Raw genomic sequence first — 25,313 nt, 5'->3', positions numbered from 1 at the left:
TCAGCGTTGTACCAGCACGTGGCCGCCGAGGCGCGCACGCGGGCGTCCGTCGTCGTCACGGACGACGATGTCCACGGCACGCCACGCCGGCTGCGCGGTCTGCGCGACGGTCTGCTCCCAAAGGAATCGGTAGCGGCCCTGAACGGCCTCGCCGCTGCTATGGCCAGGCGCGGGCGGGGCGGGCTGGACGCGCAACTCGACGAGCCGGTTCTGCGCCACCCAGCGCGCCAGCGTGCGCTGCGCCAGCGCTTCGCCGGTGTCGATCGCCTGCGTGCCAGCACGCACCGCCGCGCTCAGCGCGACGGCGACGATCGCGAGTGCGATCAGGTTCTCGAGCAGGCTGAACCCGCGTGTTGCCGCAGTCATGGTCCCGTCCCCCCGGTCAGCCGTTCCACCCGCCCGTCGCGGCCACCGAGTGCCGCGTGCCAGCCCGAGCCATCGGTGAGCTCGAGCCGGAACGCCGTTTGCGCAGGACCGAATACGAGCAGGGCCTGGTAGTTAGCGGCGCGTCCCTCGACTTCGAGTGCCGACCAGCGCAGCGTGTCGGGCAATCGGCGCTCGGCCAGCACGCTGCTGTCGGCCACTGGCTGCCAGCCGCCTCCTGTGGTGTCGCGTGCGAGGAAGCGGTAGCCGTCCGGTGTGCGCTCGAACGCTACCGGTTGGCCCCGTACCCAGGCGCGTTCGGCGGCGAAGGCCAGACGCATGCGCAGCACGTCGACTGGACGGTCGCGATCGCGCGATTGCAGTGCGTCAAGGCTCATCGACAGTCCTTGTGCCAGCATCGCCAGCAGGCTCAGCACGACCATCACCTCGATCAGCGTGAAGCCGCGAGGCGTCTTGGTCCCGCGGATCGGGCTCAGAGCTTCCACGAGCCGATGTCGGCGTCGGCACCTTCGCCCCCCGGCTTGCCATCGGCGCCGAAGCTGAAGACGTCGATCTCGCCATTCACGCCGGGGTTCAGGTACTGGTAAGGCGCACCCCAGGGATCATTGGGCAGGCGCTCGAGGTAGGCCTTCCAGTTTTCCGCCCGCGGGCCGACGCCGGGCGGCGTCACCAGTGCCTGCAGGCCCTGTTCGGCGGTGGGGTAGCGACGGTTGTCCAGGCGGTAAAGCTTCAGCGACTGCATCAGCGTGGCGATGTCCTGCCTCGCGGCGACGGCACGGGCCTCGTCGGGGCGGCTGAGCACGCGTGGCACCACCAGCGCGGCCAGTACGCCCAGGATCACGATCACCACCATCAGCTCGATCAGCGTGAAGCCGCGGTTGCTGCGTGCGGGGCGGTGTGCGGCGTCTGGACAGCGCCGGCTGGAAAAGGGGGTGTAAATCGGGCAGGTCATGTCTTTTCTCAGTTCATCAGGGTGTTCAGTTCGATGATCGGCTGCATCACTGCGAGCACGATCAGCAGCACCAGGCCACCCATCAGCAGCAGCAGCGCGGGTTCGAGCAGGCTGGTGAGGGCGGTGATGCGGTTCTCGACGTCCTGCTGCTGCAGGCGGGCAGCCCGGTCCAGCATCTCGCCGAGGCGGCCGGTGGCTTCGCCGTTGGCGATCATGTGCAGCAGCAGGGGCGGAAACTGGCGGGCCACGCCAAGCGCGCGCGCCAGCGAATGGCCTTCGCGCACCTGCGCCGCGGCGCCTGCAACCGCGTCCTGCAGCGGCATCAGGTTCAACACCTTGCGGCCTGCGTCCAGCGCCTGCAGCAGTGCCACCCCGCTGCCGCACAGGATGGCGAGCGTGCTCGCCAGTCGAGCCGCCTCCAGACTGCGCATGTGGCGTCCGAGCAGCGGCAGGGCCAGCAGCCGCGCATGCCAGCGCCGTCGCAGTGCGGGCTGGCGCAGTGCGGCCCGTGCTGCCAGCAGAAGCGCCAGCAGCATCGGCGGCAGCAGCCAGCCCCAGTTGCGCAGCAGATCGCTGATCGCGATCAGGCCGAGGGTCAGCGGTGGCAGGGCCTGGCTGCCCTGCTGGAAGACGGTGACGACCTGCGGCACGACGTAGGTCATCAGCCCCGTGACCACCAGCAGTGCGACCAGCGCGACGATGGCGGGGTACAGCAAGGCCTGCAGCGTCTTCTGGCGCAGGCTGCCGCGCCGCTCGAGGTAGCCGGCGAGTTGCTCCAGCACGTCGGCCAGGCGCCCGGACTTCTCGCCCGCAGCCACCGAGGCGCGGTAGATGGGCGGAAACTGTACGGCGAAGGCCTCGAGCGCGGCGCTGAGCGCCATGCCGGACATCACCTCGGCGCGCACGCCGGCAAGCAGGCGGCCGACCTGTTCGCTCTCGGCCTGGTCGATGAGCGCCGTCAGCGACTGTTCCACTGTCAGCCCGGAGGCGAGCAGGGTGGCCCACTGCCGCGTCAGTAGGGCCAGTGCGCCTTCGGCAATGCGCCGCTGGGTGCGTCCGTCGCGATGCGCCCTGACGGCGCCGACGTCGAGCGGAAACAGCCCGCGGTCACGTAACACGGCGCGTGCGCCGCGGCTGCTGTCGGCTTCGATCACGCCGCGGGTCTCGCGACCTTGCAGGTCTAGCGCGCGGTAGTGGAAGGCGCTCATTCGCGCGTCACCCGCAACAGCTCCTCGGGCGAAGTGCTACCGTCGGCGAGCAGGCGCAGGCCGTCGTCGCGCAGGCCGCGGGCGCCGGCTGCGCGTGCAGCGGCCCGCAGCACGCCCTCGTCGGCGCGGTCGTGGATCAGTGCCGTCAGCGTGGCATCGACCGTGATCAGCTCGTGGATGCCGGTGCGGCCGGCATAGCCGGTGTGGGCGCAGGCGGGGCACTCGCCGGCGGCCCAGGCGTGGTCTGGCACGCGGGGGCCGAACAGCGCGCGTTCTTCGTCGCCGATGGCGTGTGGGCGGCGGCAGGTGGGGCACAGGCGCCGAAGCAGGCGCTGCGCCAGCACGCCGCGCAGGCTGGACGCGAGCAGGAAGGGCTCGATGCCCATGTCCACGAGCCGCGTCACGGCCGATGCGGCGTCGTTGGTGTGCAACGTCGCCAGCACGAGGTGGCCCGTCAGGCTGGCCTGCACCGCGATCTGAGCGGTCTCGAGATCGCGGATCTCGCCGATCATGATCACGTCCGGGTCCTGGCGCAGAATCGCGCGCAGCGCGCGCGCGAAATCGAGGTCGATGCGCGGATTGACCTGGGTCTGGCCGATACCCGGCAGGTCGAACTCGACCGGATCCTCGACGGTAACGATGTTCAGTCGCCGGGCGTCCATGCCCTGCAGCGCGGCGTACAGTGTGGTGCTCTTGCCCGAGCCGGTGGGTCCGGTCACCAGCACAATGCCATGGGGCTGGCGCAGCAAGGCGTCGAAGCGTGCGCGGGTGTCTTCGGCCATGCCCAGCGACTCGAGCCCGAGGCGTGCCGCACCCTTGTCGAGCAGGCGCAGCACCAGGCGTTCGCCATGCGCGGTGGGCAGCGTCGATACGCGCACATCCACCTGTCGACCGGCCAGGCGCAGGCCGATGCGGCCGTCCTGCGGCAGGCGCTTTTCCGAGATGTCGAGGCTGGCCATGATCTTGATGCGCGACACCATCGCCGCGTGCAGTCCGCGATGAGGCCGTGCGGCGTCATGCAGCACCCCGTCGCGCCGGAAGCGGACCACCGAGTCGCGTTCGTAGGGCTCGATGTGGACGTCCGAGGCACCGTCGCGCACCGCCTGCGTCAGCAGCGCGTTGATCATGCGGATGATGGGCGCTTCGTCCTGCGCCGCGAGCAGGTCCTCCACCGCGGGCAGCTCGCTCATCAAGGCGCCCAGGTCAAGCGCCTGGCCGATGTCGGCGACGAGCTCGGCAGTGCTGCCGTCGTGGCCGCCGTAGTGCTCGGCGAGTCGGGTGTCGAAGCGCTCTGCGTCGACCCGGCTCAGTCGCAGCGGACGCGCCACGACCCGGCGTACTTCGGCCAGTGCCGTCAGGTTCGCGTCGCTGCGCAGGACCAGTTCGGCCTCGTCCTCTGCGACGCGTGTGAGCAGGACGCCGTGCCGGCGCGCGAAGGCATACGGGATCGTGGGCGCGATGTCAGCGCTCATTGCCAGCCGCGCTCCTCGAGCGGCGCGGGGGGCTGGTTGTCGACGGGCGTGCCGGCCAGCCATTCCGCGGGGAGCTCGCGCGTGAGCGGCACCGCCGGCGGCGAGGTGCCGAAGGCAGGCAACTCAGCCGGTGTCGGCTCGCCGCGCAGCAGCGTGCCGGCCATGCGTTGCTGCTGTCCGATCACGTAGTCGTAGCGCGAGGCGGTCAGGCCCGCATAGCTGTCGGCGTCGCGCAGCACGACCGGGCGCAGGAAGATCACCAGATTCGTCTTGGTGCGTTTGCGGCCGTTGTACTTGAACAGGTTGCCAGCCACCGGAATGTCGCCGAGCAGGGGCACCTTCTCCTCGTCGGCGCTGTAGCTGTCCTCGATCAGGCCGCCGAGCGCGATGATGGCGCCGTCGTCGACCAGCACGGTGGATTCGATCGAGCGCTTGTTGGTGATCGGGCCATTGGCGCTGTCGACGCCGCCGACCACGCTCGAGGCCTCGTGGTAGATCGCGAGCTTCACCACGCCGCCCTCGGACACCTGCGGCCGCACTCGCAGCGTCAGGCCGACGTCGCGGCGCTCGATGGTCTGGAAGGGATTGACCGCGCCGCCGCTGCCGCCCGTATTGGTGAACTGGCCGGTGACGAAAGGCAGGTTGCGACCGATGACGATCTTGGCCTCCTCGTTGTCGAGGGTGACGAGGTTGGGCGTGGACAGGATGTTGATCTTGCTGTCGCTCTCGAGGAATCGCGCCAGGACCGCCAGGCTGGGCACGGTGCCGATGCCGGGCAGGGTCACCGAGCCGGTGCCAAGGCCGATGTTGATGCCATTGCCCGGCAGGCTCGGTTTGCCCGCTGCAGCGTTGGTGACCAGCGTCTGCAGGTTGTTGCTGCCGCTGCCGAACCCGGTCAGGCCGATGACAGAGGTCGAGCCGCGATTGCTCGCCGCGGCCCACTGCAGGCCCCATTCAGCCGCGCGCTCAGCGGTGATCTCGGCGACCAGCGCCTCGACGTAGACCTGTGCCCGGCGGCGGTCGAGCTGCTCAATGACGTTGCGCAGGTTGTTGTAGATGGCATCCGGCGCGGTGATGATCAACGCGTTGCTGGCCGCGTCGGCCTGGATCAGGCTGCCGGCGGACAGGGCGTTGGCCGGTTGTGCATTCGCGAACGGCGCCGGCGCGGCGCTCGGGGCCTCTCCGCCGCCTTCGCCCGAGCGGGAAGAAGTGGGCGGAGGGACCGTGCCAGGCGTGGGCGCGGTCAGGGGCATGCCGGCAAGGGCGTTGCCTGCAGGGGGCGTGTTGCTGGCCTCGGTGGCGAGGATGGCGCGCAGGGTCTCGGCCACGAGAGTGGCCTCGGCGTTGCGCAGGTAGACCACGCGGATGTTACCCCCAGCGCCCGGACGGTCGATCGAGGCGACGATCTGGCGCACGGCCGCCAGCCGGGACGGGCTGCCGGCGCGCACCAGCAGGCTGTTGCTGTGGGTGTCGGGCACGACCGTCACCTCCAGCAGCGGGTCGGCGGCGCCACGCGTGCCGTTGCCCAGCAGGCGCATCACGGTTTCGGCCAGGTCGCGCGCCGCGGCGTGCTGCAATGGGATGACCAGCACGTCGCCCTGCGGCACGTCGATCGAGCTGATGATCTGTGCGATGCGCGCGAGGTTGTCGGCGTAGTCGGTGACGACCAGCGCATTGCTCGAAGGCAGTGCCGATACGGTGTTGTTCGGGCTGACGAGGGGGCGGATCGCTGCGACCAGGCCGGATGCAGACTCGTGCTGCAGCGTGAATACCTGCGTCACGAGGCCGGTCCCGCGGGGCGCGGTGCTCCCGGTCGCGACCGGCACACCGTGCAGCTTGGCATCGGCTTCGGGCACGACGCGGGCGACGCCGCCGGATTCGACGACCGTATAGCCCTGCAGGCGCAGCGCCGACAACAGGATGTCGTAGGTCAGCGCGCGGGGTACCGGCGTGTTGGTGACGATGTTCAGGCTGCCTTCGACGCGTGGATCGATGATGAAGTTACGCCCCGTGATCTGGCCCACGGCCTTGATGACCGAGGTGATCTCCGCGTTGGCGAAATTGAGTTCGACGCGTTCGGGTTCCACGTTCGCGTGCGCCGCACCGAGGGTGAGCAGCGCTCCGGCCAGCACTACCGCGGGCAGCCAACGGGAACGATGGCGAACGGGTGAGGCGGCGAGGTGTGCTCCGCGTTGGGCGCTTGCACGGGGGGGTAGGCACGGACGTGGCGGCATCGATCAGTCTTCTTGGAGGGTGTCAGGGGCATCGGACCTCGGAGGTGTTGGCATGCGTGCGCTGCGGTGCAGGGGCAGGTCGAGGCGTTGCTCCCCGGCACCCAGTTCGACCCTGTCGGACAGGATGCGCAGGAGTTGCCAGTCCCCGGCCACGGTCTCCCCGGCGCGGTGCGCCACGCTCCGGCCGTCGCGCTCGAACACGGCAAAGGCTGTGCCGCCGGCGAATCCGGTGGCAACGCCGACGAGGACGATGCCCGCGAGCGCGCGGCGTTCGTCGGCGCGCGCCGCAGTGCCGTCCGACTGGTTCGCGAACAACTGCTGCCGTGCAAGGGCCGCAACCAGCGTGCGTACGTCGCCCTTGTCCTCCACCGCTGCGGGCTGCGTGGGGCCGGGGGGCTGGGCGAACAGCCGCGGGGCGAGCAGCGCTGCGGTGGCGAGTGCCGCGATGGCGACGGTCCACGCCATGCCCGCCACAAGCGAGGCCGGTGCAAGGGCAATACCGGGCGGGTGAATGAGGCGGCGGAGGGACATGCTGGGCCGGCGGTTAGGGTAAGACCGCTTTTTACGACAGCAATGTGACGCTTTTTCGAAGCTGTCATGTTTCGCCCGGGTTACAGCGCATGGGGCAGGAGGGCAGCCCGGGACGAGATCTGCGCAGGTGCGGGCAGCGTCCCGAGCACGTACAATCGTCGCCTTCCCCGACCCGATCACCGAACTGCCGCGGCCCGATGTCCGACCCCACCCCGATCTTCGCCGCCGACGGCCCGCTCGCCGTCGCCATCCCCGGTTTCCGCGCGCGTCCGCAGCAGATCGAGATGGCGCAGAAGATCGCCGAGGCGATCAAGGCCAACCGTATCCTGGTGGCCGAGGCGGGCACGGGTACCGGCAAGACCTTCGCCTACCTGGTGCCGGCGCTGCTGGCGGGGGGCAAGGTCATCATTTCCACCGGCACCAAGACCTTGCAGGATCAGCTCTTCAACCGCGACCTGCCCACCGTGCGCGCCGCGCTGAAGGTGCCGGTGTCGATCGCGCTGCTGAAGGGCCGCGCCAACTACGTCTGCCATTACCACCTCGAGCGCAACGCGCGCGACGGCCGCTTCCTCACCGCGCAGGACGCCGCCGACCTGCGCGCCATCACGCGCTTCGCGCAGGTGACGCAGACTGGCGACAAGGCCGAATGCACCGACGTGCGGGAGGACTCGATGGCCTGGATCGCCGCCACCTCGACGCGCGACAACTGCCTCGGCCAGGACTGCCCGTTCAAGGAGGAGTGCTTCGTCATGCAGGCGCGGCGCAACGCGATGGAGGCGGACGTGGTGGTGGTCAACCATCACCTTTTCTTCGCCGACGTGATGCTGCGCGACGAGGGCATGGGCGAGCTGCTGCCGGCGTGCAACGCGGTGATCTTCGACGAGGCCCACCAGCTGCCCGAGACCGCGAGCCTGTTCTTCGGCGACAGCGTATCCACCGCGCAGGTGCTGGAACTGGCGCGCGACACCCGCTCCGAAACGGTATCGGCGGCGCGCGACTGCGTACCGATGATCGACCAGACGCGCAACCTGGAGAAGGCCGCGCGCGACCTGCGCCTGGTGTTCGGCACCGAGAGCGCGCGCCTGTCGGCCGCGCAGGCCTCCGAGCGCGAGAACTTCGACGCGCAGGTCGAGGCCCTGGAAAAGACGCTGGGCGAATTCCACGCCGTGCTGGACACCCAGGCCGAGCGCTCCGAAGGACTCGCCAACTGCCTGCGCCGCACCGAAGAGATGGCCGAGCGCCTCGCGCGCTGGCGCAATCCCGCCGAAACCGACCTCATCCGCTGGGTCGAGGTCTTCACCCAGTCGCTGGCGCTCAACGCCACGCCGCTGCATGTCTCGGACGTGTTCAAGCGCCAACTCGACGGCCACCCGCGCGCTTGGGTGTTCACCTCGGCGACGCTGGCGGTGGGCAAGGCAGACTTCGGCCACTACTGCCGTGAGCTCGGCCTGGCGTGGATGGATCCGCCGCCGATGACGGCCGTGTGGGGCAGCCCCTTCGACTATGCCGAGCAGGCGCTGCTGTATGCGCCGGCCGGCATGCCCGACCCGAATGCGCCCGATTACACCGAGCGCGTCGCCAAGGTGGCGCTGCCGCTGATCCGCGCCGCCCGGGGCCGCGCCTTCGTGCTGTGCACCTCGCTGCGGGCGATGCGTCGCATCCACGAGCTGATCGTCGACGGCCTGCAGCAGAGCGGCGACGCGCTGCCGGTGCTGCTGCAGGGCGAAGGCTCGCGCACCGAGCTGCTCGAACGCTTCCGTCGCCTGGGCAACGCGGTGCTGGTCGCCAGCCAGAGTTTCTGGGAAGGGGTGGACGTGCCCGGCGATGCGCTGTCGCTCGTCGTCATCGACAAGCTTCCCTTTGCCCCGCCCGACGACCCGGTGCTGGCCGCGCGCGTCGAGCACATGCAGAAGCAGGGGCTCAGCCCCTTCATCCACCACCAGTTGCCGCGCACCGTCATCAACATGAAGCAGGGCGCCGGTCGGCTGATCCGCACCGAGCGCGACCGCGGCGTGCTGTGCATCTGTGACCCGCGCATGATCGAAAAATCTTACGGCAAGGTCGTGTGGCGAAGTCTGCCGCCGATGCGGCGCACCCGCGCCGAGGACGATGCCGTGGCCTTCCTGCAGACCCTGCCGCCGCCGCGGCGCGGCGACTGAGCTTCCAGGCTCAGCCCAGCGGCACGAAGGCGCCGAGGATCAGGCTGAGGCAGGCGACCGTCGTCAGCCTCAGCCGCAAGGGCAGATACCACGCCGGAAAGGCCATGCGCCGGGCGAGCCGGCGATCCAGCAGATAGTGCGCCACGAAGCCGAACACCAGCAGTGCGGCGGCCCCTGCGGGGGCGAGCAGCAATGCGGGCCAGGCGAACAGGGCAGGCACGACGCTCCACACGAGGCAGCGCACGCGCCGGACCTCTTCCAGCCCCGGTGCGCTCATCGCGAAACCCCAGTGCAGCGCACCGACGAAGCTCAGGATGATCGCTCCGTAGCCATACAGCGCATCGCTCCACGTCCAGCCGTGGTGATGATCGAGCAGGCTCGCCGGGGCGAGGACGATGAAGGGGATCAGGCCGCCGTAGCCCAGCCAGGCTGCGGCGCGACGGAGGGGGTCGGGGGACGGCGAGTTCATGTGTGCAAGGGCGTGAATGATGAAGGAAAGGCGAGAGAATCGTTCCTCCCCGAATGCTAGGTGCGGCGCGCCTGTTTGTCCATGACAAACATGGTGTATTCTAGCGCTGCCCCGTGGCTCGCGCGGGGGCCGCCTCCTTCGCTCCACATGCCCCGACATCCGCATTCATGAACCCGAACCCCCGTTGCCTCGTGATTGGCGCCGGCCTTGCCGGGCTGTCTGCCGCCCAGACGCTGCGCCAAGCCGGTTTCTCCGCTGATGTCGTGGACAAAAGCCGTGGCGTCGGCGGGCGTATGAGCACCCGGCGGGGCGACGGCTGGACCTGCGATCACGGGGCGCAGTACTTCACTGCGCGCGACCCGGGATTCCGCGCCGAGGTGGCACGGTGGCAGCAGGCTGGCGTGGCGGCCCTGTGGTCGCCGCGGATCGTGGTCATCGACGCCCACGGTGTCCGCGAGGCGGGAGAGCGCACGGAACGCTTCGTCGGCGTGCCGGGCATGACCGCGCCGGCCCGCTTGCTTGCCGGGAATCTGCGGGTGCAGACCGGCATGACGATCACCGGCCTGAGGCGCGATGCCGATGGCTGGCGCGCAGTCTGTGCCGAGCAGGGCGAACTCGAGGCGCGATTCGATGGCGTGGTTCTCGCGGTGCCCGCCCCGCAAGCCGCGCCGCTGCTCGCGCCAGCGTCGTCCAGGCTGGCGACGGCGGCGTCGCGCGCAAAGATGGAAGGCTGCTGGTCCGTGATGCTGCGCTTCGACGAGGCGCTCGACCTGCCTTTCGACGCTGCCTTCGTCAATGACGGCCCCTTGCGCTGGATGGCCCGCAACAGCGGCAAGCCCGGACGGGAAGGACAGGAAACCTGGCTCCTGCACGCCAGCGCGGCCTGGAGCGAATCGCATCTGGAAGCGGAAGCCGAAAGGGTCGCGCAGGCACTGATCGACGCATTCGTGGCTTTGGGCGGCAAACCGCCGCAAGCGTGGTCGGCACACCGATGGCGCTACGCGATCACCGAATCAGCGGTCGACGGCGGCTGCCTGTGGTGTCCCGATGAGGCACTTGGCCTGTGTGGCGACTGGCTGAACGGCGGCCGGGTCGAGGGCGCATGGCTCAGCGGCCGCGCGCTCGGGCGCGAGATGGTGGGCAGCTTCGAGGCGCTGGCGCGCTAGGCTCGCGCTGGGGCGGCAGCTGCCGGGGAGGTGGTGCGTGGACTACGGCGTCGTCTGGTTCAAGCGGGACTTCCGCGTCGTCGATCACGCGGCACTCGCCGCGGCCGCCCGCAGGGGGCCGGTGCTGTGCCTGTGCGTGGTCGAGCCCTCGCTGTGGGCACAGCCGGATGCGGCAACCCAGCACTACCACTTCATGCTCGAGGGTGCGCGCGAGCTGCATGCCGAACTGCGCCGCCTCGGCGGGCGGCTGCACCTCGTCGTCGGTGACATGCCGGCGGTGCTGGACCGGCTGCACGCACTGGCGCCGTTCTCCACGCTGTATTCCCACGAGGAAACCGGCAACGGCGCCAGCTACGCCCGCGATCGCGCCGTGGCGCGCTGGTGTCGCGAACACGGTGTGCGCTGGCACGAGTTCCCGCAGTTCGGCGTCGTGCGCCAGCTCGCGGACCGCGACCGCTGGCAGCCGGCGTGGGAGGCACATGTCGGCGCACCGCAGGTGCCGCAGCCCGCGCCCATCTTCGTTCCCTTGCCGTGGCCGGCCGAGCGCGCGCCGGCTGCCGCCTCGCTCGGGCTGTCGGCAGTAGAGCCGGCGCTGCGTCAGCGCGGCGGGCGCGAGGCGGCACTGGCCTGTCTCCATGACTTTCTCGATGTCCGCAGCGGCCAGTACCGGGGCGGCATCTCGTCGCCACTGTCGGCGCCGACCGCCTGCTCGCGCCTGTCGCCGTATCTCGCCTGGGGCCAGCTCAGCCTGCGCGAGGTGGTGCAGGCCACGCGCGAACGCATCGCCTGTGTGCCCGAGGGCGACCGCCGCCGCGCCGGCCTGTCGGCTTTCGTCAGCCGCCTTTACTGGCATTGCCACTTCATCCAGAAGCTCGAGAGCGAACCGGCGCTGGAGTTCGAGAACCTGCATCGCGGCTACGACGGCCTGCGCGAGCACGACTGGAACCCGGCGCATTTCGAGGCGCTGGTCGCGGGTCGCACGGGCTGGCCGCTGGTCGATGCCTGCGTGGCGATGCTGCGCGAGACGGGCTGGATCAACTTCCGCATGCGCGCGATGCTGGTGTCGGTCGCCGCCTACCCGCTTTGGCTGCACTGGCGGCCGGTGGGCCTGTGGCTGGCACGGCAGTTCCTCGATTACGAGCCGGGCATCCACTGGAGCCAGCTGCAGATGCAGTCGGGCACGACCGGCATCAACACCACGCGCGTCTATAACCCGATCAAGCAGGCACGCGACCACGACGCCCAAGGCCGCTTCGTGCGGCGCTGGCTGCCAGCCCTGCGCCGCGTGCCCGATACCTGGCTGTTCGAACCCTGGCGCATGCCACCGGACCTGCAGGCGCGCTGCGGCGTGCGCGTCGGCGAGGACATCCCGGCGCCGCCGGTCGAACTCGAGTCCGCCACCCGCGCGGCCAAGTCCCGCCTGCATGCGCTGCGCGCCCGGCCCGAGGTGCGTGCGGCCAAAGCCGCGATCGTCGAGCGTCACGGTTCGCGCAAGCGACCGGCGGCGCGGGGCCGCAGGCCGTCCGGCTCCGCCGGGCAACTGCAATTCGAGTTCTGAGGGAGCCACCGTGCGCATGCGCAAGAAATCCGACCTGCCCACCAAGCGCTGCGCCTGCTGCGGACGCCCCTTCGCCTGGCGCAAGCGCTGGGAGAAGGACTGGGACGCGGTGCGTTACTGCTCCGAGCGCTGCCGTCGCGAGCGTCGCACGGCAGCGCACGCCGAGGAGGTGGGCTGAAGTGGCTCTGCGCACGGTGATCCTCTGGTTCCGAAACGATCTGCGTCTGGCCGACAACCTCGCGCTGCGCGAAGCCTGCGCACAGGCCGATCGCCTGCTGCCGGTGTTCGTCCACGACCCGGGGGACGACCAGGCGACGCCCTGGGGTTTCGTTCGCCGCGGACCGCATCGAGGGGCGTTCCAGGCAACCGCTCTGGCCGCGCTCGACGAGGCCCTGCGTGCCCGCGGCAGTCGCCTGCGGCAGTGCGCCGGGGCGCCGGCAGAGGTGCTGGTCGAACTGGTGCGGCAGATTGGCGCCGACACCATCGTGTGCGAGGACATCCCCGCGCCCGAGGAGCAGGCCGCCGTCGATGCCCTGCGCGCGGCGGGGCTGCGGGTGCGGACCGTGTGGCAGTCCAGCCTGCTCGATCCCGCGGCGCTGCCCTTCGATCCGTCGCGGCTGCCGCCGGTGTTCACCGCCTTCCGTCAGGCCGTCGAGGCGGCAGGCTGCGTGCCGGCCGACCCCTTGCCCGCGCCCGTCGTCCTGCCGCCGCTGCCGTCGGGGGGCGAGGAAGTCGGAAAGGGTGCAGCAGCTCCGGGTGCGCACCGGCCTGCGCCGTCGGGGTGCTCGGGCCGGTCGGCCGCGCAGGCGGCGCAGGCCTCGTTCCCCTACTGGACTCCGGCCTTCGAGGGCGGAGAGCCCGCCGCGCAGGCCCATCTGCAAGGCTATTTCGCCGGCGATCTCGCCCATCGCTACAAGGCCACGCGCAACGGCCTGATTGGCACCGACTTCTCCAGCAAGTTTTCGCCCTGGCTGGCACAGGGCGTCTTGTCGCCGCGCAGCGTATATGCCGCGCTGCGCGCATTCGAGGCACGACGCGGCGCCAGCGAAGGCAGCTACTGGCTGTGGTTCGAGCTGCTGTGGCGGGACTATTTCCGTTTCCTGCACCTGCAGCACGGGCGGCGCCTGTACCGCGCGCGCGGCCTTGCCGAACGCGCCGTGCCGCCCGCCCACGATGCCGCGGCCTTCGCACGCTGGCGCCGTGGCGAGACCGGGCAGCCGCTGGTCGACGCCGGCATGCGCGAGCTGGCGGCCACCGGCTACCTGTCCAACCGCCTGCGCCAGCTTGTCGCCAGCTATCTGGTGCACGACCTCGGTTGCGACTGGCGCGCCGGCGCGGCCTGGTTCGAGGCGCAACTGGTCGATTACGACGTCTGCAGCAACCAGGGCAACTGGTTGTACATCGCCGGGCGCGGCACCGATCCGCGCGGCGGGCGGCGTTTCAATCCGGACAAGCAGGCGCAGGAGCATGATCCGGACGGCGTTTACCGCCGCCTCTGGGGCTGCGACGTCGGCGCCTGACAGTCCGCCGCTGGTGTGTCTCGTCCGACTCAGAGGCTGTCGAGATCCTTCAGGATCTGCGCCACCGCGAGTTCGAAGCGCTTCTGCCGGTCCGTGAGTTCCTTGTTACGCACTTCGCCGGCCTTGACGATGCCCTCGACGACCTCGGGTAGCGCAGGGTTCTTGTGGATGGCTTCGGCCAGCGCTTTGTCCTCGAGATGACGCCGGGTGTCCTCGAGCGCGGTCAATGCCTGTCGGTTGCGCTCCGCCAGGCGCTTGCCGTGTGCGTCCAGGGCTTCGCGCAACTGGGAGACGATCTGGTCGTCGGGGCTTTCGAGCTTGCGCGTGGCCTTCGCGCGCAGTTCGGGCAGCACAGGCAGGTTCAGCAGCGCGCCTTGCGGCACCTTGTCGATCTCGGCCAGTTGCGGGTTGGCCTTCAGGATCGCGTCGACGGCCAGTTCGCGCTGGCGCGGGGTCAGCCTGGTGTAGAGCTTGTCGGCGAGGTCGGCGACACTCTTCTCGCCGCGGAAGCTTGCGATGGCCATGAAGGTCTCCCTCAGATGCCGATGATGTTGGTCAGGCTGATGTCGGCCGGCAGCGGCGCGCCGGACGGAACGCGGATGTTGCCGCTGCTGGTGTTGCCGATGACGATCGCCTGCTTGCGTTCGGGCAGCAGGTGCAGGGTGTCGGTGTCCCCGGGGCCGCGCAGGTGGTTGTTGCTCGCGTTCAGGCTGCGTCCGCCGATCTGGCCGATGACCGGTCCGCGACCCCCTTCGCCCTGCGCCTCGCAGTGGTTGTCGGCAAACAGGCAGTAGGCCATCTGCAGGCACTGCACCAGGGGGACGGCGCTCTGCTGGCCGCGCATGCGGTTGCCGCGAATCGACAGGTTCGACGGGGTGAGTGCGATCGCCCGTACGCGGCTCGCTGTCAGCAGGTAGGCGCTTTCCGCCGCGGTGGCCAGGTACGAGATGCCGTAGTGGCGCGTCGCCGTGGCCAGTTCCCCGGCCGCACCGCGGGGGTCGATGGCGACCAGCAGCGCCCACCATTGCGCCATGACCGGCTTCTGCTCCGGACCGGAGACGCGGTCGAGCGTGTTGTCGTCGATCGCAACGCGGTCGAAGGGCGGCAGCAGCCGGATCGCGGCGACCGGCCCGCCGATGCGGTCGGGGCCGATGCCGTGCAGGCGGTTGCCGGCGATGCGCAGCTCGCCGATCGCCAGCGCGCGCAGGCCATCCACGCCCGGGCTGTTGGCCGCCTCGCGGGCTACGTCGGCGATCAGGTTGTCGAGCACGTCGCCGCGGGTGATGTCCACCAGCTGCACGCCGGCGAAGCCGCGCTCGGCGTCCTCCAGCAGCAGGCCCAGGCGGCGGAACTGATTGCCGCGCAGCATCAGGTAGCCGGCTGCGCCGCCTTCCTCCATCAGCAGGCCCGCCTGGCCCGTGGCGTCGATGAGGTTGTCGGCGATCAGGGCGTCCTCCACGCGGTGGCGGATTGCGATGCCGTTGCCACGCATCAGGCTCAGGCGGTTGGCGACGATGCGCACACGGTCGAGGGCCACCGGGTCCAGCCCTTCCTGCAGCACGATGCCGTTGCGGTTGCGGGCGCCCAGGCCGGTGATCTCGTTGCGTTCCAGCGCGAGCCCGTCGATGCCGGCACGCACGCCGTCGCCCATTGTGTACATCACATTGTCGGCCACGCTGACGGACGAGCCGGGCAGCACGCCGCCGGTCGCGACGACGCTGGCGTCGGTGCAGAGCAGCATCAGGTTGTGGTCGAGGCGGGTCGTGCCGTAGTGCAGCGTGGTGGCGTCAAAACTGATGGCGCGCTGGCCGCACAGCAGGATGTTGTCGGTGATGCGCAGCTCGGCGCTCAACAGCTGGCTCTGCCGCTCGCGCGCCAGCGTGGCGATGCCGCGCTCGGCGACGACGGCGCAATCGCGAATGGCGGTCGCCAGCGCGAAGCCGGACAGGCCGATGCCGACACTGGTGCCGTCGCCCACCGCGACACCGAGCACATTCACATGTTCGATGCGCAGATCGACGACATTGTGCGCGGCGATCACCGCGGTCGTGCCCGAATTCCCGCCCGAGCCCAGCGCGCTGAGATTCTCCAGCGCCACGCCGGTGCTCGCGCTGAGGTCGAAGAGGCTGCCCGGCGCCGCGCCGGTCAGCAGCGTCGCCCAGCCCTGGCCGCGGATGCGCAGCGATCGCGCGCCGGAGATCGTCAGCGGCGCAGCGATGCGGAACTCGCCGATGCCCAGGCAGACCGTGCCGCCGTGGTCCTTGATGCTGTCGATGGCCTGCTGGATGGTGGCCACGCCGCTGTTGTGGCCTTCGGCGCTGACGCACACGCTGCAGTCGCAGCCTTCGCCCTCTTGCAGGGGCGGCCACAGGGTACGGCAGTCATCCTCGCCGGACGGGAAGGTGACGACCGCCAGGCGCGCATAGTGATGGTGGATGCCCAGCGGGGGCGCGTGGTCGAGGCGCTCGATGCTGGCGTCCACGGTACGGGCGGCGAACACCCAGTGGTCGCCGCTGCGGAAATGCCCACCGCCGGCGGCCAGGCTGAATTCCACCAGCACGCCGTGTTCGAGGAACAAGCGCGTGCCGGCGGCCGGGATGCGGATCGTGCCGTCGCTCGCGGCGTTGTCCAGGTCCTGGAACACCGCGCCGTCCTCACGCCGAACCGCGCCGGCCTGGTCCCAGCGCCGGACGCGCGTGTTGCGCTGTGCCTGGGTGGCGTGCTGCGCATCGGTCGGGAACATACCCGCCGGCAGCGGGGTGTCGAATTCCAGCGTGCGCGCCGTGTCATCCACGCCACCCGGCACGCGCAGGCGCCGCATTTCGCCCGGCAGGTTCTTCAGCTCGCGCCAGTCGTCGGTGATCTCCACCCAGTCGCCATCGTTGAAGCGCAGCACATCGTCGCGGCCGACGCTCTCCACCGTGATGCGGGTGCGGGCGGCGTTGATGTGGGTGACGCGCGAGGCCACCGTTGCGTTGTCGCGCGACCACTTGAAGGTCGCCGTGCCGAGTGCGCCACCGGTATGCACTTCGACACGATAGAGCTGGTTCTCCAGTCCGAGATAGCCCGCCGCGGGCGGCACCTCGCAGGGGTTGGGGGTGAAGTCCGGCGTACCGGTGGTGGTACTCAGGCGTGCGGGCGAGGGCGCGGTGATCGCGGCCCAGCCCGGTACGTCCTCGTCCGCGCTGCTGCAGCCGGCATTGCCGATGTCGGGCAGCAGCTTCACCTGCCAGACCGTCTGCCGACGGCCGGTGGTGTCGACACCCACCGCCTGCTCGATCAGGTCCGGCGCCTGCACCGCGGTCAGGTCGCGCTGCCACACGTCCACATACACCAGATGGCGGCCCTCCGCAGGCAGGGCCGGCGGATCGGGGTAGTAGGGCTGGGCGGCATAGTCCACCGCCGTGCTGCCGGTGGGCTCCGCCAGGCGGTCGTCCCAGCCCGCGTCGCCGGCGCCGTGGTTCTCGGCCAGCAGGCCGTCGACGTAGATGCGGCCGCGCCCGATGGTGAAACCGCCGCCCGTCGCCTGGATCAGGAAACCGTCGGGCGTGGTGCGCGGCACGACCGAGCCGCCGAAGGTATCGAGCGTGCCGGCCTGCAGGCGGCGGCCAAGCTGGGCGACCCATTCGTTCCAGTCCGCATCGAGCTGGACGCGGCCCTGCTGCATGATGACGCCCAGGAAGTCGCGGCGGGCGTCGAAGCGGATGCGGCTCAGATCGAAACTCATGATCGGACTCCGTCAGGATTCATGGAACAGGCCGGCGAACAGCCCGACCCGCAGGTATTCGGCCAGCCGGATGCGCAGGTTGGTCTCGCGCTGCGCGGCGTACAGGTGGTGCAGCGCCCCCATCTCGCCCTCGTCGTCGGCGCCGCGGCGGATCTCGGCGGGGGTACGGACGGCAAGCTGGGCGTAGGCCGGCGTGCCATAGCGACGCGATACGAACTGTGGCGAGATGCGCTGGTCCGCGGCCGAGGCCGGCTGGCAGCGGTAGCGTTGCGGCACGATGGCATCCAGTGGCAACCAGCTGAAGCGGATGCAGCCGGCCTGCTTGCGTGCGGCCCGCACCGGCGCGGGCCAGGTGTCCCCGCTGCCGAGTGCCGCGAACAGGATGCTGTTGGCGATGAGGCCGACCTCGGCGGTGTGCAGCTTGCCGATCACGCTGCAGGCCGCGAGCGAGAGTTCGGCGCCGGGCGAGGCGTCATCCAGCCCGGCGAAGGCGGTGCGCGCGCGACCGGTGGCATCGATCACGCTGTCGCTGGCGGCGAAGCGTGCGCGCGGATGGGCACGGATGCCGCCGACGATGCAGCGGACGAGGGTGGTCTCGAGCCCGGCGAGTTCCAGGCGCAGGCTGGCGGTGTCGGGTTGCAGGGGCGTGGCATCCGGCGCCAGGGCGATGCCCGGAACCAGCGTGCAGTGCAGCAGCGTGAGCCGTGCGAGCGCATTGCCGCCCGCGTCCGGCACTACCAGCGGCGCGCCGGTGACGAGCAGACCGTTGAGGGTGCAGGCGGCGTTGTCGCCGCCGCGGATCGACAGCCCGTCCACCACCAGCACCGGGCGGAAGCCGTTGGCGGCGCGGATCTCGACGCTGCCGTCGGCCACCACGTCGATCGCCAGCGTTTCGGCGTAGCGGCGGTTGTCGGCGATCTCGACGACCCCGTTGCCGTCGATCGCGGCCAGCGCGGCGGCCAGCGTGGCGTGTTCGGCCGGCACGCGGGCGACGGGAACGCCGCCCGGCGGTATCGGCAGGCTGTCGCCGCGCTCGTACTCGCCGCCACCGAGTTCGGCGCTGAAGCCTTCGCGCCAGTCGAGGCGGACGTCGGCGGGGTCGGGAGCATCGCCGGGCAGGGCGATGCGGCCGAGTTGCGGATCGATCGAATACACGCCGTCGGGCGGTGGCGTGTGGGCCCAGCCGGCGCCATCGTCGCTCAGGTTGCAGATGCGGATGCGGTCGCGCTCGATGGCGGTCCCGTCCACCCACAGCTGCAGCGCCGGTGCCCGGTTGTCGACCGCTTCGCCGGCGCCGGGGCGGCTGCCGTAGTGACGACCGAGTTCGGCCGCCAGGCGACGGCGCGACAGGGGCCACGGCACGTTGTCCGGGCCGGCGAGGTGGCTGATGTCATCCTCGGCCAGGGGGCGGTTGTAGAGCGGCAGGTCGTGGTTCAGCGGGCTGGCACGGTAGCAGCGCACGCCCGCATGGGCCGCGGGGCTGGCGCTGTGCGGGAAGGCCTGGATGCGCCACAGGTGCAGGCCGACATTGGGGATGTTGTAGCGCCCGCCGCCGTGCTCGATGCGGCGCACCTCGACCGTGCGCATGCTGGTGTCGAAGGGCGTGCCGAGCCACGCCAGCGCGCGCCCGCGGCGCAGGTCTGGCGACTGCAGCGCGTGCGGGCGCGGGTGGTTCATGTACTGGGTGGCGGCAAGGCGCTGGAAGTACTCGACCGCGCGCGCGTCCCAGCCGGTGACGTCGCGCGCAAGCTGCTCGAGGACCAGTGCCGTGCCCTTGCGCCGGCGCAATGCGATCGTGTGCGCCACCTCGGCGCGCGGGCTGGCCACTTTCGGTGCCACGCTGTGCAGGCTCTCGTAGCCGATCAGGTCGCCGATGTAGGGCACGACCCAGTCGGCGCAGGTCTCGATGAACAGGTCGTCGTAGAGCTGGGCGAGGTTCTCGTCCATCGCGCCGATCTGCTCCGCGAACACGGCGATCAGCGATTCGAGCGGTCCGCGCGCGGCCTTCCCGTTCAGGGCGGCGAGGCGTTGCTGCTCGTCCGCGCTGGGCGCGGCGAGTGCCGCCAGCGCATCGCGTTCCGTGCGTTCGGCCACGGTCAGCAGGCTGTCGCCCATCTGCTGCGCCAGCTCGGCGTCGCGGATGCGATGGATCGCGGGGAGCAGTTCGAACAGGCTGCGGGCGTCGAAGCTCATGGCAGCACCTCCACCTCGAGGCCGTCCGTCGCCAGCGTCAGCAGTTCGGCCGGGGCCGGCACCGCCGTCAGCGAGGGCTGGGGCAGCGCGGCGAACAGACGTGGGTGTTGGGCGGGCGGCTGGCCGCTGCGGTGGAGCCGCGCCACGTGGGCCGCCTCGACGCCGCGCACGCCCTGCGCCGCTGCCGCGATCTCGTCGAGCGACACCGTCTGCCCGAAGGCGCGCGCGGCGAAGGCGAAGCGCGCCAGAAGGGCAACGCGCACTGCGGCCACCACCGCCGCGGGTTCGAAGCCGCCGAGGGCGCGCACCCGCACGCGGCACCGGAAGCGGGCGTCGATGAAGTTCTCGAGGCGAAGCGGGACGAGCGGGTCGCCCCAGGTGCGCAGCGCGTCGAAGAGGTGACGGTAGGTGTCGCTGGTGGCCTCGACCCGCGCGCCGCCGATGCCGGCAATCGTCACGAAGACGCCGCGCGCCGGACCTGCAGGAATCCACAGCGCATGCGCCTTGTCGATGCCGGCGAAGGCGCGGGCGAAGTTGGCGTAGTCGGTGATCGACACCGCGCGATCGAGCGTCAGTACCGTCAGCGGTGCGCTGTCGCGCGCGTGGCCGATCGTCTCCGGGTCTTCGCCACCGCTGGCCGCGTCCGGGTTGCTGGCTTCGCCGACGCCCAGCGGGCGGCTCAGCAGGGTGGTGAGCGTGCCCGCGCCGACGTTGCCGCTAGCGCCGATGCCCTTGCGGTAGCGCACGCGCACATTGGCCGTGCCGGTCGGCAGGCGCGCGCCCTCGATGCCGTCGCCGAACTGGATGTGCGTGTGCCCTTCGTCGTCTTCCCAGGTCTCGAAGGCGCGGGCGCCCCCCGGCGCGGCGTCGAGACTGGCACGTTCGGTCCACAGGACGTCGTCGACCCGCAGGGCCAGCGTCGACCGCCGTCCGCTCGGCGTGCTGGCGATGACGTAGGTCAGCGGGGCCTGCGCCAGGTGGAAGCGCTGGTTGGGGCGGCCCGCGTCGCCGTCGCCGAGGATGGCCTCGATGGTTTCGCCATGCGTGGCAGGGGCGACGTTGGCATTGACGCGCAGCGAGGCGCGCGCGAAGACGTGCTTCAGCGGTGCCGCCAGTGTCAGCGTGGTGTCGTCGCGGCCGTGCGTGACCGCGGTGGCGGTGTTCGCGATCCACGCGATTTCGGCCACCCGAGCGTCGTCCCTGCGTGCGGGCGCAAGCGCCAGTTCGCTGGCGTTGGCTTCCAGCGTCCCCGCGCGACCGTCGCGGTCGAGCAGGCGCAGACGCAGGCGTGTGCCGGCACGTCCCAGTTGGGCGAGGAAGGCTTCGCCATCGAGTGCGACGGCGTTGCCACCGATGAGGCGTGCCGCGGGTGCCAGCATGAACAGCTCGTCGCCACCGGCCAGCGGCACGGTGGCGCCGTCGTCGGTCGCCAGCACCAGGCTGGTAGCGCCAGCGGCGATGGCGATGCGCTGACGCGTGCCCGATACCGCGATGGCCTGGCCAGGCTGCAATCCCTCGGCGCGCACGCCCAGAGGGAGCAGCTCGTCCTGCACCGGATGGCGCAGCGGACGGGCGTGGGTCGCGAGGCGCTCGCTCTGTGCCAGCACCAGCGTACGGCGCAGCGGGAAGCGGCTGGCGGTCAGATTCTCGGTGGTGTCCGGGGTGATGCGGGTGACCTTGCCCGAGATACCGAAGGCGTTGCGGCTGCGATGCGCGACCGCGCGGGCGCGGTAGAGCTCGGTGTAGCCCGGCAGGTCGGCGCTGCCGCGTCCCACCTCGTTCGAAACCAGCGCGATCCAGCTGCCGCCGACGATTTTCGGGTTGTCGGTGTCGAGGTCGAGGGCGGCCGGGTCGAGCGCGAAGTTCTTCCAGTTCCAGTGCGCGCTGCTGGTGTCGATCAGCTGCGCGATGTTGGAATCGGCATTGCCGAACAGGTTGGCGTCGGGCGCGTTGTGGCCGAAGAGCGCGGTGCGCTGGCGCAGTGCATGGACTTCCGCGCCGAGGCTGGCCGGGGTCATCGCCGGGAAGGCGCTGCCGAGCGGATGCGTCCACTGCAGGCGGGTGCGGCCGCCGGCAATGTCGGGCTCGACCGCCGACAGGACGCGCACGTCCCAGCGCTCGCTGCCCGAGTCGCGCTGACGCTCCAGGCCGACGATGAGGATCGCGTCGCCCGGCGACAGCCCGCTGGCGACGCCTTCGAGCCACAACTCGGTATCGCCGCGCCGCGGTTGCCATGCTTCGGTGGTGCGCGCGGGCATTGCGTTCCACGCTGCGCGGGCGCTGATCTCGGCGATGGTCTCGAAGGTCTGCGCAGTCTCGCCCTGGCCGGGCACGCTCTGCACCCGGGTGCCGGCCGGAATCGTGGTGGTCGTTGTGGGTGTGGGGGCCGCACCCGGCGTGTCCTGCAGGGTGAAGGCGAGATGCGTGCCGGCGGCGACGCCGGGCGCGAGGCGATAGCCGATGAGTCGCGCCAGTGCGCCCACCGACAGGCGCTCGGTGGCGGTGCGCAGGTAGTGCTCCTGGGCGATGCGCTCGGTGTAGAACGACAGCACGTCGAGCGAGCTGGCCAGCGCATCGGCCAGCGCGAGCGTGAAGTCGCTCGACTCGCGCGTGCCGAGGCCGGCCAGCGCGGGGTAGTCGGCGCTCGACAGCCGGGCCTGGATCGAGGCGAGGAAGTCGCCGTGGCGCCCGGCGCGGTAACTGATGCTCGGCTGGCCCGGCGGGTTCGCGATGCGTTGCGGCGTGTCGGTGCCCGTGCCGCTGCAGCAGTCACAGCCGGGCAGACGGGAGCGCTCGGTGCTCATCATTTGCCTCCGTGCAGGTCGAGCCGCAGCACGCCGTGCTCCGGGAAGTTGGGGTCGTTGGCCAGCCGTGCGATCTCGAGCCGGCCCAGCGCCATGAAGCCGTCAGCGAGCGGCCGCGGGTCGGCCTGGCCCTGACGCTGGAAGCGCGTGACCTGCACCGAATCCACGCCCGCCACGCTGCGTGCGGCGGCCTGGATCGGGCCGAGGAAGACGGTCTGCCCGAAGCTGAAGTTGTCCGGATGGAAGAGGCCACGGCGGCCATCGGGCAGGCTGCGGCTACCGAGCGCCTGCAGCAGGCCGCGCCGCACGTCGCTGCGGAAGTGGGCGCGATTCACGCAGACGAGCAGGTCGAGTTCGAGCGACACGGGGATTGGCTCGTCGATGCGCAGGTCGTGGCCCGCCATGCGGAAGCGCTCGAGGTGGGCGCGCACGTCGGCGGCGAAGCCGGCATCGACCGCGCGGCCAGCGCGGCGATCGACGGCAATGAACACCGTATGCCAGCTGCCGGTCCAGCGCAGCGTGGCCGTGGCGCGCTGCACATCGTCGAGGCGTTCGGTGACTTCCGCGTAGTCGGCCGGGGTGACGGCACGCTGCTGGGTGCGGAAGGCCTGCGGCGCGCCGCGGCGCAGCGCAGCGGCGGTCTCCGGTGCGAGGCCGCCGCGCGCGGGCAGCGGGTTGGTGACCGACCGGATGCGTCCCTCACTGGATACCGCATGGGCGATGCTGTCGGCGCCGACGTTGCCCTGCGGGCCGTTGCCGATGCGGTAGCGTGCGGTGAAGGCCATCCCGCTGTCGGGCCGGCGACCGTGGACATCGTCGCCGAAACGCAGGCGGGCGCTGCCATCGTCCTCGGTCTCGAGGACGAAGTGGGTATCGGATGCGTGGCTGGCCAGCAGATCGCGCCTTGCCGTCCACGGCCGACCGCTGTCGTCAGCGAGCTCGATCGCGGGCAGTGCATCGGCCGCCCGCCAACGCAGTGCCGCTGCAGCGGGCGCATCGGGGTCGAACGTGACCCGCTCGTGGCGGCTGCCGCCGTCGTGCGGCAAGACGCGTAGCACCGTGCCCTGGTGCGTGACCGGCCCCTCCGCAAGCTGCGGGCGGAAGCGCGGTGGCAGGGGTTCGGGTTCTGACCGCTGGCAGGCATCGCCCCGGCGCGGCGGATAGTGCAGCCGCGGTGCCGGCACGCGGCCGAGGTGCTCGCCGACGACGCTGCGGCCGTGGTCGACCAGCAGGTTGTTGCCGAGCGCGATGCTGACCCCGTCGATCTGCCGGCTGCCGTGGGCGGCGTCGGTTTCGCTGGAAAGGCAGAGCGAGAAGGGTAGCGCGTCGTCGGCGTGCCAGCGGATCTCGGTGATTTCGCTGCCGTCGAGCGGATCGGTGAGCGGGTCGCTACCCGCGAACGCCATCACCGCCGTCAGGCGCACGGCGTGGCGGCGGGCGGGGTCGGCGTCCTCGGCCAGACCGGTCAGCGGACCGCAGATTTCCTGGAAGATCAGCACCTCACCCGCAGCAAGCTCGGGATGGTGGCCGCGCAGGGTTGCCCCTGTGGCGCCAGCCGGCAGGCAGCAGCGGGCATCGCCCCAGGTGTAGAGCTCGAAGCGGTTGTGTGTCTCGCGCAGGGTCGGTGCGTGGATCGGCTCGAACACCAGCGGTCCGGCTTGCAGCGCGTTGCGTTCCTCGGGCGAATCCGCGTCGATGCGAGGCGGTATGCCCGGCACCCGGGTGTAGAAGCGGATGCCGGCTGGCAGTGCGAACGGGCCGCCTGCCACGTCCAGATGCAGCCAGCTTCTGGCGTTGCAGCCTTCGTGCAGTGGATAGTCGACCAGCAGCGCGTGGCGGCGCAGGCTGGTGCGGCGGCGCGCGGTGCCCAGGTAGGCTTCGGTGGCGATGGCGTCGAGCTGGTAGTGCTGCAGGTCGCCGACGTAGGCGATGAGTTCGGCGAGCGTGGTGGCCAGGTCGGCCGGACTGCGGTCGCGCCAGCCGGGGACCGTGCGGCTCAGGCGGTCGATGAGCAGCCGCCGCAGGCTGGCGTAGTCGCGTGCCAGGTAGTTGAGGTCCGGCGCGGGCGGCGCGCCCTGCGGGCAATCGTGCTGCGGCGCGCAGTCGAAGTCGCTCGGGCATTCGACCTTGAAGCGGAAGTCGATGCTCGACAGGCGCGGGTCGAAACCCGGCAGGGGGTGCTCGCTGGCAACACCGAGGACCAGTGCGAGCCGGTAGAGGCTGTGGTCGCCCTCGCTGTCGGTACGCACCAGCAGCACGTGCTCGGCTGCGTCGAGCGCGGTGAAGAAGGCCTGCTCGGCGGCGTTGGCGGCAGGCGGCGGGGCGTCCGCCGCGGCGACCCATTCGATGCCGACCTCGCGGATACGTTCGCCGCCGTCGATGCGCAGGTTGTCGCGCGTGAGGCCGGCCGGCACCGGTTTCAGCAGCCGGATCATCAGCGTGCGCTGGCGCGGGCTGCCGGCCGGTGCGTCGAGGTCGAGCACTTCGAGGTGATCGATGCCGTTCAGCGTGGGGTGCAGGGCGACCGCCGTGCGGCGATTGTCCTCGCAGCAGGTGTAGATCGCGCTCATGCCTCGCCTCCGCGCTGGAAGGTCGCCGACTGGCGGCTTTCGTCACGGCGCACCACGTACTGCACCGTCACCGCGAGCCGCGCATCGACCGCGTCGACCGTGACCGCCTCGACGGTGATGAGATCGCCAAGCCACTGCTGCAGGGCGCCGTGTACCAGGAACTGCGTGGTGGCCGCCAGTTCCGGGCTGTTGGGGGCGAACACGAGTTCGCGCAGCCCGCAGCCGAAGTCCGGGCGCATCACGCGTTCCCCCGGTGCGGTGAACAGCACTTGCTCGATCAGGCCGCGTATCCAGGCATCGGCACCATCGGTGCGCGTGGTGCCGCGGCCGTCGAACTGGTAGGGAAAGTGCAGGCGGGTGTCCATG

At 70.8% G+C, this 25,313-nt stretch carries 19 protein-coding genes; 5 read left to right on the top strand and 14 right to left on the bottom strand.

Annotated elements, in window-relative coordinates; genetic code table 11:
- Genes gspI through C664_RS02045 form a run of 7 tightly spaced genes read right to left on the bottom strand, consistent with a single transcriptional unit; the run spans window position 1 to window position 6,781 of the window.
- Complete coding sequence (gene gspI / locus C664_RS02075) at window positions 1–366, bottom strand: type II secretion system minor pseudopilin GspI (RefSeq protein WP_004252188.1); 366 nt, start codon at window positions 364–366, stop codon at window positions 1–3.
- Window positions 363–869 (bottom strand): GspH/FimT family pseudopilin, encoded by a 507-nt coding sequence (locus C664_RS02070; protein ID WP_004252185.1) that lies wholly within the window; start codon window positions 867–869, stop codon window positions 363–365. Before C664_RS02070 ends, gspI begins: the two co-directional genes overlap by 4 nt.
- On the bottom strand, window positions 857–1,336 hold the full coding sequence (gene gspG / locus C664_RS02065; RefSeq protein WP_004252182.1) for a type II secretion system major pseudopilin GspG: 480 nt from the start codon (window positions 1,334–1,336) through the stop codon (window positions 857–859). Before gspG ends, C664_RS02070 begins: the two co-directional genes overlap by 13 nt.
- A gap of 8 nt (window positions 1,337–1,344) precedes the next feature.
- Window positions 1,345–2,544 (bottom strand): type II secretion system inner membrane protein GspF, encoded by a 1,200-nt coding sequence (gene gspF, locus C664_RS02060; protein WP_004252177.1) that lies wholly within the window; start codon window positions 2,542–2,544, stop codon window positions 1,345–1,347.
- Window positions 2,541–4,016: a type II secretion system ATPase GspE gene (gene gspE, locus C664_RS02055; RefSeq protein WP_004252173.1), complete on the bottom strand. Its 1,476-nt coding sequence runs from the start codon at window positions 4,014–4,016 to the stop codon at window positions 2,541–2,543. Before gspE ends, gspF begins: the two co-directional genes overlap by 4 nt.
- A complete protein-coding gene (gspD, locus tag C664_RS02050; RefSeq protein ID WP_157353859.1) occupies window positions 4,013–6,250 on the bottom strand; it encodes a type II secretion system secretin GspD in 2,238 nt (745 codons plus the stop codon). The genes gspE and gspD overlap by 4 nt, the downstream gene beginning before the upstream one ends.
- 3 nt (window positions 6,251–6,253) lie before the next feature.
- On the bottom strand, window positions 6,254–6,781 hold the full coding sequence (locus C664_RS02045; protein ID WP_083483036.1) for a type II secretion system protein N: 528 nt from the start codon (window positions 6,779–6,781) through the stop codon (window positions 6,254–6,256).
- A 197-nt stretch (window positions 6,782–6,978) separates the two neighbouring features.
- Here C664_RS02045 and C664_RS02040 point away from each other — a divergent pair, with 197 nt between their 5' ends.
- Window positions 6,979–8,940, top strand: a complete 1,962-nt coding sequence (locus tag C664_RS02040; protein ID WP_004252161.1) for an ATP-dependent DNA helicase — start codon at window positions 6,979–6,981, stop codon at window positions 8,938–8,940.
- 10 nt (window positions 8,941–8,950) lie between these two features.
- Here the strand turns inward: C664_RS02040 and C664_RS02035 are convergent, their stop codons facing one another.
- Complete coding sequence (locus C664_RS02035) at window positions 8,951–9,409, bottom strand: DUF3429 domain-containing protein (RefSeq protein ID WP_004252158.1); 459 nt, start codon at window positions 9,407–9,409, stop codon at window positions 8,951–8,953.
- 167 nt (window positions 9,410–9,576) lie between these two features.
- Here C664_RS02035 and C664_RS02030 point away from each other — a divergent pair, with 167 nt between their 5' ends.
- The 4 genes from C664_RS02030 to C664_RS02020 are packed head-to-tail and all read left to right on the top strand — an operon-like array spanning window position 9,577 to window position 13,653.
- A complete protein-coding gene (locus C664_RS02030; protein WP_004252156.1) occupies window positions 9,577–10,575 on the top strand; it encodes an NAD(P)/FAD-dependent oxidoreductase in 999 nt (332 codons plus the stop codon).
- 37 nt (window positions 10,576–10,612) lie between these two features.
- Window positions 10,613–12,133 carry a cryptochrome/deoxyribodipyrimidine photo-lyase family protein gene (locus C664_RS02025; protein WP_004252153.1) on the top strand — a complete coding sequence of 507 codons (1,521 nt, stop codon included), beginning with the start codon at window positions 10,613–10,615 and terminating at the stop codon, window positions 12,131–12,133.
- 16 nt (window positions 12,134–12,149) lie between these two features.
- Complete coding sequence (locus tag C664_RS20205; protein ID WP_004252151.1) at window positions 12,150–12,311, top strand: DUF2256 domain-containing protein; 162 nt, start codon at window positions 12,150–12,152, stop codon at window positions 12,309–12,311.
- A gap of 1 nt (window position 12,312) precedes the next feature.
- The gene (locus tag C664_RS02020) at window positions 12,313–13,653 is read left to right on the top strand and encodes a DASH family cryptochrome (protein WP_004252149.1); all 1,341 of its coding nucleotides are present in this window, start codon (window positions 12,313–12,315) and stop codon (window positions 13,651–13,653) included.
- Between the two features lie 29 nt (window positions 13,654–13,682).
- Here C664_RS02020 and C664_RS02015 read toward each other — a convergent pair whose 3' ends face one another.
- From C664_RS02015 to C664_RS01990, 6 genes are read right to left on the bottom strand one after another with little or no spacing between them, the layout of a single operon-like run.
- The gene (locus C664_RS02015) at window positions 13,683–14,177 is read right to left on the bottom strand and encodes a hypothetical protein (protein WP_004252145.1); all 495 of its coding nucleotides are present in this window, start codon (window positions 14,175–14,177) and stop codon (window positions 13,683–13,685) included.
- An 11-nt stretch (window positions 14,178–14,188) separates the two neighbouring features.
- The gene (locus C664_RS02010) at window positions 14,189–17,380 is read right to left on the bottom strand and encodes a DUF6519 domain-containing protein (protein ID WP_004252143.1); all 3,192 of its coding nucleotides are present in this window, start codon (window positions 17,378–17,380) and stop codon (window positions 14,189–14,191) included.
- Window positions 17,381–17,392: 12 nt separating this feature from the next.
- Entirely contained in the window at window positions 17,393–19,573 is a 2,181-nt protein-coding gene (locus C664_RS02005; RefSeq protein WP_004252140.1) for a hypothetical protein, read from the bottom strand.
- Window positions 19,570–22,380, bottom strand: coding sequence for a hypothetical protein (locus C664_RS02000; RefSeq protein ID WP_198291458.1), 2,811 nt, complete (start codon window positions 22,378–22,380; stop codon window positions 19,570–19,572). Before C664_RS02000 ends, C664_RS02005 begins: the two co-directional genes overlap by 4 nt.
- Entirely contained in the window at window positions 22,377–24,947 is a 2,571-nt protein-coding gene (locus tag C664_RS01995) for a putative baseplate assembly protein (RefSeq protein WP_004252134.1), read from the bottom strand. Before C664_RS01995 ends, C664_RS02000 begins: the two co-directional genes overlap by 4 nt.
- Window positions 24,944–25,312: a GPW/gp25 family protein gene (locus C664_RS01990; protein ID WP_004252131.1), complete on the bottom strand. Its 369-nt coding sequence runs from the start codon at window positions 25,310–25,312 to the stop codon at window positions 24,944–24,946. The genes C664_RS01995 and C664_RS01990 overlap by 4 nt, the downstream gene beginning before the upstream one ends.
- Between the last annotated feature and the right edge of the window lies 1 nt (window position 25,313).

Source organism: Thauera sp. 63, from assembly GCF_000310165.2.
In the GTDB taxonomy this organism is placed as follows: Bacteria; Pseudomonadota; Gammaproteobacteria; order Burkholderiales; family Rhodocyclaceae; genus Thauera; species Thauera humireducens.
This window is presented reverse-complemented; position numbering and strand designations above follow the sequence as displayed.

What these genes read in the sequence shown, in the direction of transcription:
- C664_RS02045 (WP_083483036.1), bottom strand. Translation starts at nt 6,781, where the DNA reads ATGTCCCTCCGCCGCCTCATTCACCCGCCCGGTATTGCCCTTGCACCG.
- C664_RS02005 (WP_004252140.1), bottom strand. Translation starts at nt 19,573, where the DNA reads ATGAGCTTCGACGCCCGCAGCCTGTTCGAACTGCTCCCCGCGATCCAT.
- gspI (WP_004252188.1), bottom strand. Translation starts at nt 366, where the DNA reads ATGACTGCGGCAACACGCGGGTTCAGCCTGCTCGAGAACCTGATCGCA.
- gspE (WP_004252173.1), bottom strand. Translation starts at nt 4,016, where the DNA reads ATGAGCGCTGACATCGCGCCCACGATCCCGTATGCCTTCGCGCGCCGG.
- C664_RS02035 (WP_004252158.1), bottom strand. Translation starts at nt 9,409, where the DNA reads ATGAACTCGCCGTCCCCCGACCCCCTCCGTCGCGCCGCAGCCTGGCTG.
- C664_RS02030 (WP_004252156.1), top strand. Translation starts at nt 9,577, where the DNA reads ATGAACCCGAACCCCCGTTGCCTCGTGATTGGCGCCGGCCTTGCCGGG.
- C664_RS01995 (WP_004252134.1), bottom strand. Translation starts at nt 24,947, where the DNA reads ATGAGCGCGATCTACACCTGCTGCGAGGACAATCGCCGCACGGCGGTC.
- C664_RS01990 (WP_004252131.1), bottom strand. Translation starts at nt 25,312, where the DNA reads ATGGACACCCGCCTGCACTTTCCCTACCAGTTCGACGGCCGCGGCACC.
- gspF (WP_004252177.1), bottom strand. Translation starts at nt 2,544, where the DNA reads ATGAGCGCCTTCCACTACCGCGCGCTAGACCTGCAAGGTCGCGAGACC.
- C664_RS20205 (WP_004252151.1), top strand. Translation starts at nt 12,150, where the DNA reads ATGCGCAAGAAATCCGACCTGCCCACCAAGCGCTGCGCCTGCTGCGGA.
- gspG (WP_004252182.1), bottom strand. Translation starts at nt 1,336, where the DNA reads ATGACCTGCCCGATTTACACCCCCTTTTCCAGCCGGCGCTGTCCAGAC.
- C664_RS02000 (WP_198291458.1), bottom strand. Translation starts at nt 22,380, where the DNA reads ATGATGAGCACCGAGCGCTCCCGTCTGCCCGGCTGTGACTGCTGCAGC.
- C664_RS02010 (WP_004252143.1), bottom strand. Translation starts at nt 17,380, where the DNA reads ATGAGTTTCGATCTGAGCCGCATCCGCTTCGACGCCCGCCGCGACTTC.
- C664_RS02015 (WP_004252145.1), bottom strand. Translation starts at nt 14,177, where the DNA reads ATGGCCATCGCAAGCTTCCGCGGCGAGAAGAGTGTCGCCGACCTCGCC.
- gspD (WP_157353859.1), bottom strand. Translation starts at nt 6,250, where the DNA reads ATGCCGCCACGTCCGTGCCTACCCCCCCGTGCAAGCGCCCAACGCGGA.
- C664_RS02040 (WP_004252161.1), top strand. Translation starts at nt 6,979, where the DNA reads ATGTCCGACCCCACCCCGATCTTCGCCGCCGACGGCCCGCTCGCCGTC.